Below are 14,213 nucleotides of genomic sequence, written 5' to 3'. Positions count from 1 at the left end.
AGCAAACAAACAGCGACGGAAAAATTCTCGCATATTCGATTTGCATAATTGCGCATTCCTGCTTTGATAGTTTCGCAATGGACTATCAAATTGTTGGCGGGTTTCAGAGCGCTCCGATTTTCTCCGGTTTGTAGCAGTGGTTTCATGGCCGCCCCTAGTGTGGCATCCAACGCCACTGGGCCATTAGAGCACGCGTGAAGCGAGCGGTATTTCCCTATACGTTTGCTGAGTATGCCTACAACAACGGAGACAAATCATGACGAACGTTCGAGTCATTCTTGCGGACGATCATCCTTTCGTTCTGCTTGGCGTTCGGGCCGCGCTGGAAATGCGCGCCGGTGTCGCCATTGTCGGCGAAGCGGCTACGCCCACTTCATTGATCACGCTGTTGGAGAGCACGCCATGCGATGTGCTCGTCACCGACCTGACGATGCCGGAAGCAAGCGATAGAGGCGAGCAGGAGGGGTGAGGTGTACGTCGGCCGCTCCATCATCGAAGCGCTTGCCCAGCCTCGAGACGACGCGAGCGAGTTGCCGCCTGTATCGCGATTGTCCCCCAGAAAGGCAGAAGTTATAAGAATGTTCGTGCGTGGCCAATCGATCTGCCGCGAACACCGCGCCGGAGGACCTGAAGCTATGTCGTGACGCCGGCATGGACGACTGCCTCGTCAAGCCGACGCGACTTGCTACGCTACGCGAGTACCTGAGCCGTTGGTTCGGCACTGACAGCGCATGGCAAGCTGCTCCTGCTGAAGCGGTCAACGCACCGCCGGTTTCCGGGCCGGATGCGCATGGCGGCGCAGAGCCATTTGTCCCGGTCGACCTGAGTCACATGACGCAGTTGTGGGGGAGCGAATCGACCGTTAAGGCGTTGCTCGATTCATTCGTTTCATCGGTGCGCGAAGACGTGCAGGCATTGTCGCCGCTACTCGAACGCATCGAGGTCGAGCGTCTGCGCGAGTGGCATCATCGCGTGGCAGGCGCGGCGAGCGTGTTGCAATACCCGCCGCTGCTCAACGCGTTGGAAGACTACCGCCGGGATATCACCGTCAAGACGCCGGAACGCTTGCGCAGCGACGGGCTGGCATTGGCGCGCAAGTGCAATGCGATGCTCGATGGAATCGAGGAGCAGGCTGCATTACTTGCGTGACGCTGCTTCGCACCGCACCGCACCGCACGGAAGCGAGGCTGTAGCGCCTCGCTTGGGCGATCGCATTGGCGCGCGCTCGTGAGTAAATCCACGCGTCGAATCGAGAGGACGAAAAAAAACGCGGCCGAAGCCGCGTTAAAGATTTGGAGACATCCCTCGATGAAGGAGTCACTTCTCGCAACCGGAAGCATAGTCGGGATGACGCAAAAGATTCAGTACAAATTGCGCAATTAACTGTTTGTAAATATCGAAGAAGGCGTCGCGCAGATCGCCGCGATGTCATTTGACCCCGACGCAAACAGCTACAACGGATTTGCACTAGTATGTGGTGGCTCTGCGCGTGACCGAAATGTCGGTGCGGCGGTGCATCAAAGTCCGGAGAAGACCATGATTGCGCTTCGAAAACTGAATCTTGCTGTGGTGGTGTGGGCATTGGCGTCGGGCGTCGCCTTTGCGGATACGGTGGCGTTGAAGGCCGATCTCGAGCCGTCGAGCGAAGTGCCGCCGCGCGTGAGTCACGGGCACGGCATGTTGAACGCCACGTTCGATACGTCGACCAAGTCCCTGCAATGGACGATCACCTATGAAGGGCTGAGTGGTCCGGCAACCGCCGCGCACTTCCACGGTCCTGCGCCGGTCGGGCAGAACGCCAAGGTCCAGGTGCCGATCGGGAAGGACGCGCTCGCGAGCCCGATCAAAGGATCGGCGGCGCTCACCGAACAGCAGGTGACGGACCTGATGGCGGGACAGTGGTACTTCAACGTCCATACTGAGCAGAATCCGACGGGCGAGATTCGCGGACAGGTTTTGCCGGCGAACTAGGCCAGAGGAAAACGAGGAAAACCTTGCCCGGTGGCGCGGGCGCCTTTTCGGGATTAGAAGCCGCCGTCCACCGGCGCGGCGGCGACTGCACGTACCATGTGGGACACTATCGAAGGAGCGTGTCCTGATGAGCTGGCAAAGTGCACTCGCGTGCTGGTATCTGCGTAAGCAGTTTCGACCGCAGACCCTCAAGCCGAGTATCAATGTCGAGAAGGCGCGTGCGCTGACGGCCAAGCGCGCCTGGTCGCCGCGTGTGCCGGGCGGTTGGCGTCTGCGCGAATCGTACGGGCCGGACAATTGGCCACTGCAGGGTGAGTGGATCGAGCCGGCTGACGGCGTGTCCACTTCCGGGAGCGGCCCGATCGTGCTGTATTGCCACGGTGGTGGCTACTATTTCTGTTCGCCGCGTACGCATCGCTCGCTCGTATTCGACCTCGCCACGCGTGCGAACGCACCGATCTTTTCCCTCGACTACCGTCTCGCGCCCGAGCATCGCTTCCCGGCCGCGCTCGACGATGCAACCGCGGCCTATCGTCAGTTGGTCGCGGACGGCACGCCGCCCGAGTCGATTGTGATCGCGGGGGATTCAGCGGGCGGCGGCCTTGCACTCGCTACCGTAGTCGCCTTGCGCGACGCCGGCGATCCGCTACCGGCAGGCTGCCTGCTGTTCTCGCCGTGGACCGATCTGGCGGCTGCCGGCGCCACCATTCGCACCAACGACGGTCTCGATCCGATGTTCAGCGGTCCCGCGATCGCGCGGGCCGCGCAGGTTTATCTCGGCGACACGCCCGCCACGCATCCCTACGCTTCGCCGGTCTATGCCGACCTGAACGGCTTGCCGCCGCTCTTCATCATGGCGGGCAGCACCGAGGTATTGCTAGACGACTCGCAACGCGTTGCCGACAAGGCGCGCGCGGCGGGCGTCGATTGCGAACTTGAGGTGTGGAAGAAGATGCCGCACGTCTGGCCCTTGTTCACGCCGTTCATCCCGGAGGGCGGCCGCGCGCTCGACCGCGCCGCGGCCTTCGTGCGGCGCGTGACGAGTGCAACGAGCGGGCGTGACACGGCCGCTCAGCCAGCCAGGGTGACGTCGATCGCCTGATAGGCGGCTTCGACCGTTTCCTGGCCGTATTGCCGCTCCAGCCGCCGCACGGTGAAGTGGCCGTGCGCGACCTGCTGGAAGTGGTCGATGAATACCGTATTGACCATCGCGCCAAGCACCGCCCCGATCGCCGGAATCGACTTGGCGGCGATCTGCTCGCTCACCTGCACCGAAAAGCGCGCGGCAATCGTGTTGAGTAAGCGTAACAAGGCCGCCGAGCCATGCGCGGTGAAGCCTTTCGTCGCGATTTCGGATGAAGCCTTCGATACCGCCTGTGCCAGCGCACCGCGCATGATGAAGTAGCCGAAGTCGGCGTCGTCGTCGGCTTTCGAGGTGCCGCCCATGCCGAGCACCGTCAGGCATTGCAGTTGCGTGTCGATCGACGACAGATCCTCGCCCTCGCTGCGCGCGATGTCGCAGATCGAGCGAAACATCAGCGTGGTCGTGACCGGCAACTCCACTGGCAGCGCGAACAGACCGAATGCGCCGCCGGCCGCGCCGGTGGTCGCCACGGCGAACTTGTGCAGCAGGTTGCTCGGCTTGTCGGGCACCACGAGGGGCGAGGCGCCAGCCTGCCGCCCCAGCGTGCGCAGCGCGATCGAGAGGCACTTGCGCAATGCCAGTTCCGTCGCATCCGTGACCTTTTCGTTGGCAAAAGCCGGCATGCGCGCGAGCAGCTTCTCGAGCGGCGAGCCGACGATGCTCGCCAGTTTCATCGCCAGCGCGGGGCTCTCCAGTTCGTGTTTCGCGCGTCGCAGCGCGCTCAGGTCGTCGTCCGATAAGGATTGTGCTGCGAGCGAACTCGGCTCCATGTGCCTCCCTGGCGTCATGTATTGTCCATTCTTCAGTCGATTGCCGATGCGGTGAGCCGCACCGGCGCGTTCCAGCTTAGAGCATCACCTCATGGTATGATTCCAAATCGTTTGACGAGTCAACTGTTGCCCCATCAAAAAATGGCTGTCCATACCGCGGCCCACCACTCGAGTGGGCAAGTTTTACCGTTCCGTGAGTCGCTGCTGGCGATGCTCGGCGTTTCCTTCGTTTCGATGCTGGTCGCACTAGACCAGACCGTGGTCGGCACCGCGTTGCCCACGATCGTCGCGGAGCTGAAGGGTTTCGAGCTCTACGCGTGGGTCGGCACGTTGTATTTGCTGACCTCGGTGATCACCGTGCCGATCTTCGGCCGCCTCGGCGATTACTACGGGCGCAAGCCATTTGTGATCGCATCGATCGTCGTATTCACTGCTGCTTCGGTGCTCTGCGGCGCTGCCAACAACATGCTGTTCCTCGTGCTCGCGCGCGGCTTGCAGGGCATCGGCGGCGGCATGCTGGTCGGCACAGCCTTCGCGTGCATTCCTGATCTATTTCCCGACTCGGTCGTGCGACTGCGCTGGCAGGTGCTGATGAGTTCGGCGTTCGGGATTGCGAACGCGGTGGGGCCGTCGCTCGGCGGTTTTCTCACGCAGTACTACGGCTGGCGCTCAGTGTTCTATGTGAATCTGCCGGTCGGCTTGCTGTCGCTATTTTTCGTCTGGCGCTTCCTGCCGCACCTGCGGCACATCGAGCACGAAGGCAAGATGCGGCTCGATTGGCCGGGTGCGTTGTTGATCGCAGTGGCTCTTGGCTCGCTGCAGTTGTTCGTCGAGTTGTTGCCGAAGCACGGCGTCACCTTGAGCGCCTTCGCGCTGCTTGCACTGAGCGTCGCCTCGGCATACGGCTTGTGGCAGTGGGAAAAGCGCTGCCCGACGGCGATTCTGCCGGTGGATATGTTTCGTAATCGCAGTCTGGCCGCGCTCTTCACGCTCGCCGTGCTGGGCGGTTTCACGATGTTCTCGTTGCTGTTCTACGCACCGTTGCTATTTCAAGGTGGTTTCGGGATGTCACCGAAAGAGGCGGGGCTCGTCATTACGCCGCTCGTCGTATTCATCACGATCGGCAGTATCGCCAACGGACGTATCGTCTCGCGTGTACGCAATCCGAATCTGATGCTGTACGTCGGCTTTGCGCTGGTGGCGCTGTCGTGTCTCGGCGTGGTCGTCGCGACGCGTGCCATGCCGCAATGGCTGCTGATGTCGTTCATGGTGCTCGGCGGCCTCGGCCTCGGTTTCGTGATGCCGAATCTGACGATCTTCGCGCAGCAGACTGCGGGCCGCGAACACCTCGGTATCGCTACCGCGCTGCTGCAGTCGCTGCGGATGATCGGCGGGATGATCGGCACGGCGCTGACCGGCACGCTGATCAGCCATATGTACGCGAGCGGCGTGCGCAGCGCGCTGGAAAACGATCACGCGTCGCAGTGGTTTGCCGATCTCGGCGACCCGCAAATCCTCATCAATCGCGATGCGCAAACCACCTTGCTCGGCGAGTTGACGCATGCGGGTCACAACGGCGCGATGCTGCTTGAGAGTGCACGCGAGGCGCTCGTTTCAGCAATTCATCTGGGTCTCGCGCTCGCGGCGATCATCGCCGTGGTGTCCGTGTGGCAAAGCCGCCGTGTGCCGCCGGTCAAGCTCCAGCGCAAGCTCGAGCCGGTGATTCACGCGGACTGATTTTTTCGCCTTACCGTTTTACTGACAGATCATGGAAGAACAGGACCGCGTCGCCGTCATGCAACAATTCGGCCGCACTTATCGGGCGTTCATGTCGGCGTTCGAAGCCCACGTGGGCCATCCGTTGCCGCGCTGGCGCATTCTGCTTGCGCTGCACGAGCAGGCCGGCGAATCTTCGCAGAAGCGGCTGGTCGAGCGCTTGCGCGTCGATCCGGGCGCGCTGACTCGGCAGCTGAAAACGCTGGAGGGTTTAGGCTGGATTGCTCGCAGCATGGATACGCACGACAACCGCGTGACCAATGTGCGTTTGACCGAAGCGGGACGGTCGGCGACCGAAGCCAGCCTGCCGCGCCGCAATGCTTTTTTGCACGACACGATGGCGGCGTTGCCGGACGAAGCGCTGAGCGCGTTGTCGGGGGCGTTGAAGATGCTGGAAGTGCGGATCGGCGAAGTGGCTGCTACGACTGGCGCGGCAGCCGCGTCGGCTGCCCAGGTGTCCGACACGGCGGAGGCCGGCCCGGCTCGCTAGGCTTAAGCCCGACTCAACTGCAACAAACGGCGCGCCACCTCACGGTGAAACGCGCCGGTTCTATCACGATCAGAAGAACGTTTCGATCACTTCCGTGACGCGATACGACGGATCGACCACCAGCACCTGACGCCACTTGTCGAACGTCAGGCACGGATGCGAGATGTCGAACGCGATCATGTCGCCTACCTTCAGATCGGCGCCCGCGGGAATCCGCAGATACGCGTGCTGATCCATCAAGCCAAAAATCTCCCAGCCTTCGCTCGCCGCGATATCGCGTGGCGCTTCGGTGCCCGGACGATAGTGGCGCGACGGCTCCGGCATGCCTGCGTCGAAAGCAGAATCGCGCTTGCCGAGGCCGATGATCGCGCGATCCGGTTCCGGAATCGACTGCACATATGCCCACAGTTGCAGCGCCGGCAGCAAGCCTTCGCCCATTTTCTTCGCGACCGGATTGCGCGCGAAGATGTCCGTCTGCGCCTTGCGATACACGCCGACGTCATGCGTCAGATAGCAGCCGGGCCGCAACACGACTTCAACCTTGCCGGTCTCCGAGGCCTTCACGAATTCTTCCGCGACCACGTCGTACCAGGCCGAGCCGGCGCCTGACAGAACGGCCGGCGTGCGGGCAAATCGTCCTTCCTCAACGAGTGCGCGCGTCACAGCGACCGCGCTCTGCAGGAACTCGCGCACTTCGTGTTCTTCTTTCAGCACACCTTCATACAACTCGACGCCCGCCAGCTTCAACACATCCGGATAGCGCGCGATTGCTTCAAGCACCGCGTTGCGCTGCGCTTCGTCGCGCACGCCGGTGCGGCCACCCGGCACGCCGAGTTCGAGCAATACTTGCAGCGGCTTGCGTACCGACGTAAAAAACTGGCCCAGTTGCTCGACGCCTTCGACCGAATCGACGAGGCAGAAGAACTCGAAATCAGGGTCGCTCAGCAATTCGGCGATCATCATCATGTTGCGGCGGCCGACCAGTTGGTTGGCCATCAGGATCCGCGAAACACCGCCGTGATACGCCGCGCGCACCTGATGCGCGGTGGCGAGCGTGATGCCCCATGCGCCGGTTTCGAGCTGACGGCGAAACAGTTGCGGCGCCATGGTGGTTTTGCCGTGCGGCGCCAGCTTGACGCCGTATTCTGCGACGAATGCCTGCATCCACTTCAGGTTGTGTTCCACACGATCCGCGTACAGCACGGCGGCAGGCAGGCTCACGTCTTCGTTCAGCAGGTTCCACTCGAGGCGCGCGGCATCCATGAGTTGGATGCTGGTGCCCGGAACCATGCCCAAGCCCTTGCTATAAGGATCAATCGTTGCGCCCTGATAGTTTGTAACTTTCATGTCTCCCTGCTCCATCGTCCAGTTAAATCGAATCAAAGTTGACTTTACCATGTTACCGAAAGTACGATGGTTGGAGGAATGTTATTTAGTACCATAGTTTTCCCGAAGCGCTTTGTAAGCGTTCGCGAGACACCCCACAGCCTGCAATGAACCTGACCGCCGAACCGCTGGCCTTCGATATCGTCGCGCGCATCGCCGAATGCGCGCCGGAACTGCGTTCGGCCGAACGGAAGGTAGCGGCGCTGATTCTCGACGATCTGACCGGCGCATCGCGCGCCAGCATTGGCGCGCTCGCCCAGCAGGCGGAGGTGAGTGTCGCGACCGTGACGCGCTTTGCCAAGGCGGTCGGTTGCCGCGACGTGCGGGAGTTGAAGCTGCGGCTCGCGCAGGCGGCCGCTGTCGGTCAGCGCTTCCTGCAGGCGAGCGGACCCACCGACGCGCCCGAGCCGATCGCCACCCGCGTATTCGACGAACTGCAAACGGCGCTAGCACATAACCACCAACTTCTTCGTCAGGCGCCTTTAGCCGAAGCCGCAGCCGCGTTGCGCGCCGCTCGGATGATCTACGTTTTCGGCATGGGCGGCGGCTCGACCGCGCTTGCCGACGAAATGCGCTTCAGGCTCGTGCGCCTCGGCCGGCCGGTTGCGACCTATCAGGACGGCCTGTTGCAGCGCATGGTGGCGAGCACCGTGTCGCGCGAGTGCGTAGTGATCGCGTTGTCCACCACCGGTCGTGTGCCCGAGATGGTCGAGAACTGCAAGATCGCGCGCAGCTACGGGGCGACCGTGATCGCTCTGACCGCGCCGGCTTCGCCGTTGGCCAAACTGGCCGATTGGGTAATCCCGATCGTCGCCTTTGAAACCGATTTCATTTACAAACCGTCGTCGTCGCGTTACGCGATGATGATGGCGCTCGATGTGCTCGTCACTGAACTTGCCGTGAGTCAGGGTGACGAGAGCCGCGAATTGCTGCGCCGCATGAAGCACGCGCTCGACGCGCACCGTGGCGGCGGCGACCGACAACCGTTAGGAGACTGATCCATGCATTCGCATCCCGAAGCCGCCGATACGCTGATCGTCGGCGCGCAACTGTACGACGGCACGGGCGCGCCGCCGGTAGAACGCGACGTCGCGATCCGCGACGGCCGCATCGCCGCGATCGGCAACCTGTCGAACTGGCTCGCCGAAGAGGTGATTGAGGCGAACGGCCGCGCGCTGGCGCCCGGCTTCATCGACGTTCATACGCATGACGACACGCACGTGATCCGGTCGCCGCAAATGCTGCCGAAGATCACGCAGGGCGTGACGACGGTGATCGTCGGCAATTGCGGGATCAGTGCGTCGCCGGTATCGCTGAAGGGCGATCCGCCTGATCCGATGAATCTGCTTGGCGAGCGCGATGCGTTCCAGTACCCGACTTTCGCTGCGTACGTCGAAGCGGTGAACGCCGCGCGTCCGGCAGTGAATGTCGGCGCGCTGATTGGGCACACGGCATTGCGCAGCAATCAGATGGACCGGCTCGACCGCGCGGCGACCGCGAAGGAAATCGACGGAATGCGCGCGCAACTGGAAGAGGCGTTGTCGAACGGGGCATTGGGTCTGAGTTCGGGGCTTGCCTATGGCTCCGCCTTCTCTGCGCCGACTGAAGAAGTGATGGCGCTGGCCGAGCCGCTCGCCGCCGCCGGCGCGCTTTACACGACGCATATGCGCACCGAGTTCGACGCGATTCTCGACGCGATGGACGAAGCGTATCGGGTGGGCCGTCACGCGCATGTGCCGGTGGTGATTTCGCATCTGAAGTGCGCGGGGCCGTCGAATTGGGGGCGTAGCGAAGAGGTGCTGAAGTCGCTGGAAGGCGCGCGTCGTTTGCAGCCGATCGGTTGCGATTGCTATCCGTATAACCGCAGTTCGTCGACGCTCGACGTGAAGCAGGTGACGGGCGACATCGACATCACGATCACGTGGTCCGAGCCGCATCCCGAGATGGCGGGCAAGCTGATCAGGGAGATTGCCGCCGAGTGGGGCGTCACGCAGCAGGAGGCCGGCAAGCGTTTGCAGCCGGCGGGCGCGGTGTATCACAACATGTCCGAGGACGACGTGCGGCGCATTCTGTCGCATCCCGCGACGATGGTTGGCTCGGATGGATTGCCGAACGATCCGTTGCCGCATCCGCGGTTGTGGGGCGCGTTTCCGCGCGTGCTTGGGCACTACGTACGTGACGCCGGTTTGCTGCCGCTTGAAGAGGCGGTGCGCAAGATGACCAGCTTGTCTGCGCGCCGGTTTGGTTTGGCGCAGCGCGGCGAGGTGCACATCGGTTATCACGCGGATCTGGTGTTGTTTGATCCGGCCAAAGTGCGCGACGCGGCGACGTTCGAGAAGCCGCAACAGGCGGCCGATGGAATTGATGCTGTGTGGGTGAACGGCGTGTTGGCGTATCGCGATGGCGCGGTGACCGGCGAACGGGCAGGGCATTTTGTGGCGCGTGGTGCGGCGTCGAAGGGTGATGCGCACGGCGCGTTTTGATTTTTTTGTTTTCTGATTGATGTGACAAGCGGTTGTGGCGTTGCTCGCGCCGCGTGCCTGACTTTTTAAGGAGTTGGATGATGAAGCGATATGGTGTTGAAGGTGGCAAGGGTACGGGTGGTCAACATATGCCCTTTGCTCGGGCGGTCGAAGCGGATGGCTGGTTGTTCGTTTCCGGGCAGACGCCGATGGAAAATGGTGAGGTGATCAATGGTGGCATTGTTGAGCAATCGCACAAGGCGATTCAGAATGTTTTCGGTATTCTGAAGGAAGCTGGGTATGGGGCGGAGCATGTTGTCCGCTGTGGTGTGTGGCTTGATGATCCGCGTGACTTTGCTTCGTTCAATAAGGTGTTTCGGGAGTACTTTGGGGAGAATCCGCCGGCGCGGGCGTGTGTGGTTTCTTCGATGGTGATTGATTGTCGGGTTGAGGTTGATTGCGTGGCGTATAAGAAGCCTTCGGCTTGATGGTCTTTTTTGTTTGCCGCAGGCGCTGATTTGGGGTTTGGTTGCCTGCTCGGCGCTTGTTTGTCTGTGTGCCTGGGGCTTTGGCCTTTCCTTGAATTGTTAATAGACCACTAACATTTCAAGGAAAGGCCAACGCCCTAAGAACACTGACAACAAGCGCCGCGCAGGCAAAAAAACCACGCCCCCTTATTGCCGCGCTAACCGCAAATTATCCGGCATAGGCAAATTAAAATTCGTCCGGAACGGATTAATATCCAGCCCGCCGCGGCGGGTATACCGCGCATAAACAGCAAGCTTCACCGGCCGGCAGGCCTTAAGCACATCGATAAAAATCCTCTCGACGCACTGCTCATGAAACCCAGTGTGATTCCGATAGGAAATGATGTACCTCAGCAAGCCCGCATGATCGATCTGCGGCCCAACATAATGAATCTGCACACTGCCCCAATCAGGCTGCCCCGTCACGGGACAATTCGACTTAAGCAGGTTGGAAACCAACGTCTCCTCAACAGGCGACTCGTCAAACGCAGCCTTCAGCAACGAAGCATCAGGATGATAAACATCGGTATCGAGATCGAGCCGGTCCAGCGACAACCCGTCAAACTCTTCCATCTGCAATTTGCCGAACTCATAGGGCGCCGCCAGATGAACAGACACCGTCGCGCCGCATGAAGCGGAAACATCCCGTTTGATCGTGTCGCGCACAACTTCCATCGACTCGAAAGCCGTCTGCGCAAATGACCCCAGATAAAGCTTGAACGACTTCGACTCGACAATGTTCGGCGAATCAGCCGGCACAAAGAAAGTCGCCACCGCAATCTGCGGCTTGCCGCGCGCGTTCAGCCAGGAAAGCTCGTAAGCGTTCCAGATGTCCGTGCCGAAAAACGGCAACTGCGCGCCAATCCCAATCGCCTCGCGCGCATTCTTTCGGGCAATCGGGAAGAGCAGCGAAGCGTCATATTGTTCGGTGTAAGTGGATGCCTTACCCAGCGGTGATTGTTCGGGTGTCATGATGCGTTCACGATGCCACTCAGCACGTGCCCCGTCGCCGTCACGACGCGGGCCGATTCGCAGTGGCCAATTTGGTCGTCGAAGAAAAAGTCCGGCTCGAACTCGCGCAAAAACGCGCTCTTGTCGAGGCCGCCGAGGAACATCGCTTCGTCGATTTCGATGTTCCACGCCATCAATGTGCGAATCGCGCGCTCATGCGCGGGGGCCGAGCGTGCCGTCACCAATGCCGTACGAATATGCATCGGTGCGGCTTCGTCCGCGAGTTTCTGCAGGCGGTGCAGCGCTTCGAGCAACGGCTTCAAAGGCCCATCCGCAAGCGGCAAATCCTTGTTGTGAATCTCATGGCCGACGAATGCCCGCAAGCCATCTTTCTGAAAGATACGCTCGGCTTCGTCGGAAAACAGCACGGCGTCGCCGTCGAAGGCAATCCGGATCTCGTCCGGGTACTTGCTCGCCATTTTCGCCGATTCGGGCAAGACGCGCGCGGCCGGAAATCCGGCAGCCAATGCATCGCGCACGTCGTCCTGATTCGCAGACAAAAACAGCGAGGCGTTCAACGGTTTCAGATAACCAAATGGCGCGCGCCCACGTGTGAACACGCCACGCTCGATCGCCAGCCCATACTCCCTGCACGAATGAAATGCGCGCAATCCACTGATCGGATCGCTGCGCGACAGGATCACCACTTCGACCCGATGGCCACCGGCATTCAAGGCCAGCAGCTTGCGGATCAGCGGGAACGCGACACCCGGTTTGGCGGGCACAGCTAGCCGCTCACGCTGCAATGCTTCATACGCTTGCAGGTTGCCCTTCTCGTACACGCAGTTCTCTTCCTCGAAGTCGAACAGCGCGCGCGACGAGATTGCCACCACCAGTTTGTCGACAAGCGAAAGAGCCATCTGCGCGTTTTAGTCCAATAAGATCAAGCGAGAAACAATCGGTACACGGGATTCTGCGTCTCTTCCCAGCACGGGTAACCAAGCGTCGTGATAAAGCGGTCGAACTCGCTGTTCTCGCTTACCGGCACCTGGATGCCGACCAGAATCGAACTGTAGTCCGCGCCCTGGTTGCGATAGTGGAACAGGCTGATATTCCAGTTCGGCGCCATCGACGACAAGAACTTCATCAGCGCGCCCGGACGCTCCGGAAACTCGAAGCGGAACAGGCGTTCGTCGTGGGCCAGCGGCGAACGGCCGCCGACCATATAACGGATGTGCTGCTTTGACAGTTCATCGAAAGTCAGATCGACGGTGGCAAAACCATGCGCTTCAAATGCGCCCGCGATCTGCGCGGATTCGCTGCGATTGCGGATCTGCACACCGACGAAGATATGGGCTGAATTCGCGTCCGCAATGCGGTAGTTGAACTCGGTGACGCTGCGCGTCCCCACCAGTTCGCAGAAGCGGCGGAAACTGCCGCGCTCTTCCGGAATCGTCACGGCGAACACCGCTTCACGCGCTTCGCCGACTTCGGCGCGCTCCGCCACGAAACGCATGCGGTCGAAGTTCATGTTCGCGCCGGACGTGATCGCAATCAGCGTCTGGTCCTCGATGCCTTCGCGCTCGGCATACTGTTTGGCACCCGCCACGGCCAGTGCGCCGGCCGGCTCCAGCACGCTGCGGGTGTCCTGGAACACGTCCTTGATCGCGGCGCACAGTGCATCGGTGTTCACGAGCAGCACGTCGTCGAGATATTCGCGGCACAGGCGGAAGGTTTCTTCACCCACGAGCTTCACGGCCGTGCCATCCGAGAACAGGCCCACTTCATTCAACGTCACCCGTTCGCCTGCTTTTAAGGAAGCCGCCATCGCACACGAGTCGTCGGTCTGTACGCCGATCACCTTGATCTCCGGGCGCACCGATTTCACGTACGCAGCCACACCTGCCGCGAGTCCACCGCCGCCGATCGGCACGAAGATCGCGTGGATCGGGCCCTGATGCTGGCTGAGAATCTCCATTGCGACCGTGCCCTGGCCGGCGATCACGTACGGATCGTCGAACGGGTGGACAAACGTCAGGCCGCGTTCTTCCTGCAGCTTCACCGCGTGACCGTACGCATCGCTATAGGACTCGCCGAACTGCACGACTTCGACGGTCGCCCCGCCATGTGCGCGTACCGCATCGACCTTCACCTGCGGGGTCGTCACGGGCACCACGATGATCGCCTTCACCCCCATGCGGGCCGCCGACAACGCGACGCCCTGCGCATGATTGCCCGCCGACGCGGTAATGACACCCCGTTCCAGCGCATCCGCCGGAATATGCGCCATCTTGTTGTACGCGCCGCGCACCTTGAATGAGAACACCGGCTGGTTGTCCTCACGCTTCAGATAAACCGGATTACGCAGCCGTGCCGACAGATTCGGCGCGCGTTCGAGTTCGGTCTCGCGGGCCACGTCGTAGACGCGCGCGGTCAGGGTTTTCTTCAGGTAGTCGTGGGAAGCCATGCGGGGGGCGCGGTGCGCTTTGCGAGACGGGAAAGGGTCAATGATAGCGCCAACGGTGTGCACGCTGGCCCTCTGTGAACCTTCCACGTATCCCGGCGCGCCGGCGGCAAAGTCCAACCCGACCGTCCGGTCGGAGAATCGTCCGTATGCGTTGACGAGCGCCGTTCAGCACAAAAACGCCAAAAGTCCTGCCACAACCCTGATTTCAGGCGCCAACGCGTGGCTGGATCATGGGGTAGAATTCCATTTTGGAATAAGGATCGGAAGAT

Annotated in this window: 13 protein-coding genes and 1 pseudogene; 9 read left to right on the top strand and 5 right to left on the bottom strand. The window is 61.4% G+C overall.

Features of this window, described 5'->3' with window-relative positions:
* The first annotated feature begins 256 nt into the window (after positions 1–256).
* The 4 genes and pseudogenes from M0D67_RS08330 to M0D67_RS08315 all read left to right on the top strand — a co-directional run bounded on the left by M0D67_RS08330 (position 257) and on the right by M0D67_RS08315 (position 3,073).
* Positions 257–469: a response regulator gene (locus tag M0D67_RS08330; protein ID WP_233465045.1), complete on the top strand. Its 213-nt coding sequence runs from the start codon at positions 257–259 to the stop codon at positions 467–469.
* Between the two features lie 137 nt (positions 470–606).
* Positions 607–1,149, top strand: a pseudogene (locus M0D67_RS08325) (histidine kinase); the annotation flags it as partial.
* Positions 1,150–1,536: 387 nt separating this feature from the next.
* On the top strand, positions 1,537–1,971 hold the full coding sequence (locus M0D67_RS08320; protein ID WP_097391266.1) for a CHRD domain-containing protein: 435 nt from the start codon (positions 1,537–1,539) through the stop codon (positions 1,969–1,971).
* 127 nt (positions 1,972–2,098) lie between these two features.
* Positions 2,099–3,073: an alpha/beta hydrolase gene (locus M0D67_RS08315; protein ID WP_154565580.1), complete on the top strand. Its 975-nt coding sequence runs from the start codon at positions 2,099–2,101 to the stop codon at positions 3,071–3,073.
* On the opposite strand, the gene M0D67_RS08310 is transcribed toward M0D67_RS08315, so the two are convergent.
* Positions 3,043–3,885, bottom strand: a complete 843-nt coding sequence (locus M0D67_RS08310; RefSeq protein WP_154565590.1) for an EcsC family protein — start codon at positions 3,883–3,885, stop codon at positions 3,043–3,045. The genes M0D67_RS08315 and M0D67_RS08310 overlap by 31 nt on opposite strands.
* A 141-nt stretch (positions 3,886–4,026) precedes the next feature.
* Here M0D67_RS08310 and M0D67_RS08305 point away from each other — a divergent pair, with 141 nt between their 5' ends.
* Entirely contained in the window at positions 4,027–5,622 is a 1,596-nt protein-coding gene (locus tag M0D67_RS08305; RefSeq protein WP_154565591.1) for an MDR family MFS transporter, read from the top strand.
* Positions 5,623–5,653: 31 nt separating this feature from the next.
* Positions 5,654–6,151: a MarR family winged helix-turn-helix transcriptional regulator gene (locus M0D67_RS08300; protein ID WP_154565581.1), complete on the top strand. Its 498-nt coding sequence runs from the start codon at positions 5,654–5,656 to the stop codon at positions 6,149–6,151.
* Positions 6,152–6,220: 69 nt separating this feature from the next.
* Here M0D67_RS08300 and M0D67_RS08295 read toward each other — a convergent pair whose 3' ends face one another.
* Positions 6,221–7,498 carry an amino acid deaminase gene (locus M0D67_RS08295; protein ID WP_154565582.1) on the bottom strand — a complete coding sequence of 426 codons (1,278 nt, stop codon included), beginning with the start codon at positions 7,496–7,498 and terminating at the stop codon, positions 6,221–6,223.
* Positions 7,499–7,644: 146 nt separating this feature from the next.
* Between M0D67_RS08295 and M0D67_RS08290 the strand changes: the two genes are divergently transcribed.
* The 3 genes from M0D67_RS08290 to M0D67_RS08280 all read left to right on the top strand — a co-directional run bounded on the left by M0D67_RS08290 (position 7,645) and on the right by M0D67_RS08280 (position 10,487).
* On the top strand, positions 7,645–8,535 hold the full coding sequence (locus M0D67_RS08290; protein WP_154565583.1) for a MurR/RpiR family transcriptional regulator: 891 nt from the start codon (positions 7,645–7,647) through the stop codon (positions 8,533–8,535).
* A gap of 3 nt (positions 8,536–8,538) precedes the next feature.
* Positions 8,539–10,020: an amidohydrolase family protein gene (locus M0D67_RS08285; RefSeq protein WP_154565584.1), complete on the top strand. Its 1,482-nt coding sequence runs from the start codon at positions 8,539–8,541 to the stop codon at positions 10,018–10,020.
* 80 nt (positions 10,021–10,100) lie between these two features.
* The gene (locus tag M0D67_RS08280; RefSeq protein ID WP_154565592.1) at positions 10,101–10,487 is read left to right on the top strand and encodes a RidA family protein; all 387 of its coding nucleotides are present in this window, start codon (positions 10,101–10,103) and stop codon (positions 10,485–10,487) included.
* 186 nt (positions 10,488–10,673) lie between these two features.
* Here M0D67_RS08280 and queF read toward each other — a convergent pair whose 3' ends face one another.
* From queF to ilvA, 3 genes are read right to left on the bottom strand one after another with little or no spacing between them, the layout of a single operon-like run.
* Positions 10,674–11,498, bottom strand: a complete 825-nt coding sequence (gene queF, locus M0D67_RS08275) for an NADPH-dependent 7-cyano-7-deazaguanine reductase QueF (protein ID WP_054037665.1) — start codon at positions 11,496–11,498, stop codon at positions 10,674–10,676.
* Entirely contained in the window at positions 11,495–12,397 is a 903-nt protein-coding gene (locus tag M0D67_RS08270; protein WP_154565585.1) for a 5'-nucleotidase, read from the bottom strand. Before M0D67_RS08270 ends, queF begins: the two co-directional genes overlap by 4 nt.
* 23 nt (positions 12,398–12,420) lie before the next feature.
* Entirely contained in the window at positions 12,421–13,944 is a 1,524-nt protein-coding gene (gene ilvA, locus M0D67_RS08265) for a threonine ammonia-lyase, biosynthetic (RefSeq protein WP_266238505.1), read from the bottom strand.
* Positions 13,945–14,213: the final 269 nt, after the last annotated feature.

This window comes from Paraburkholderia sp. SECH4, from assembly GCF_030511745.1.
In the GTDB taxonomy this organism is placed as follows: domain Bacteria; phylum Pseudomonadota; class Gammaproteobacteria; order Burkholderiales; family Burkholderiaceae; genus Paraburkholderia; species Paraburkholderia madseniana.
Note: the sequence above shows the minus strand (reverse complement) of the source record. Positions and strands in the feature narration are given on the sequence as shown.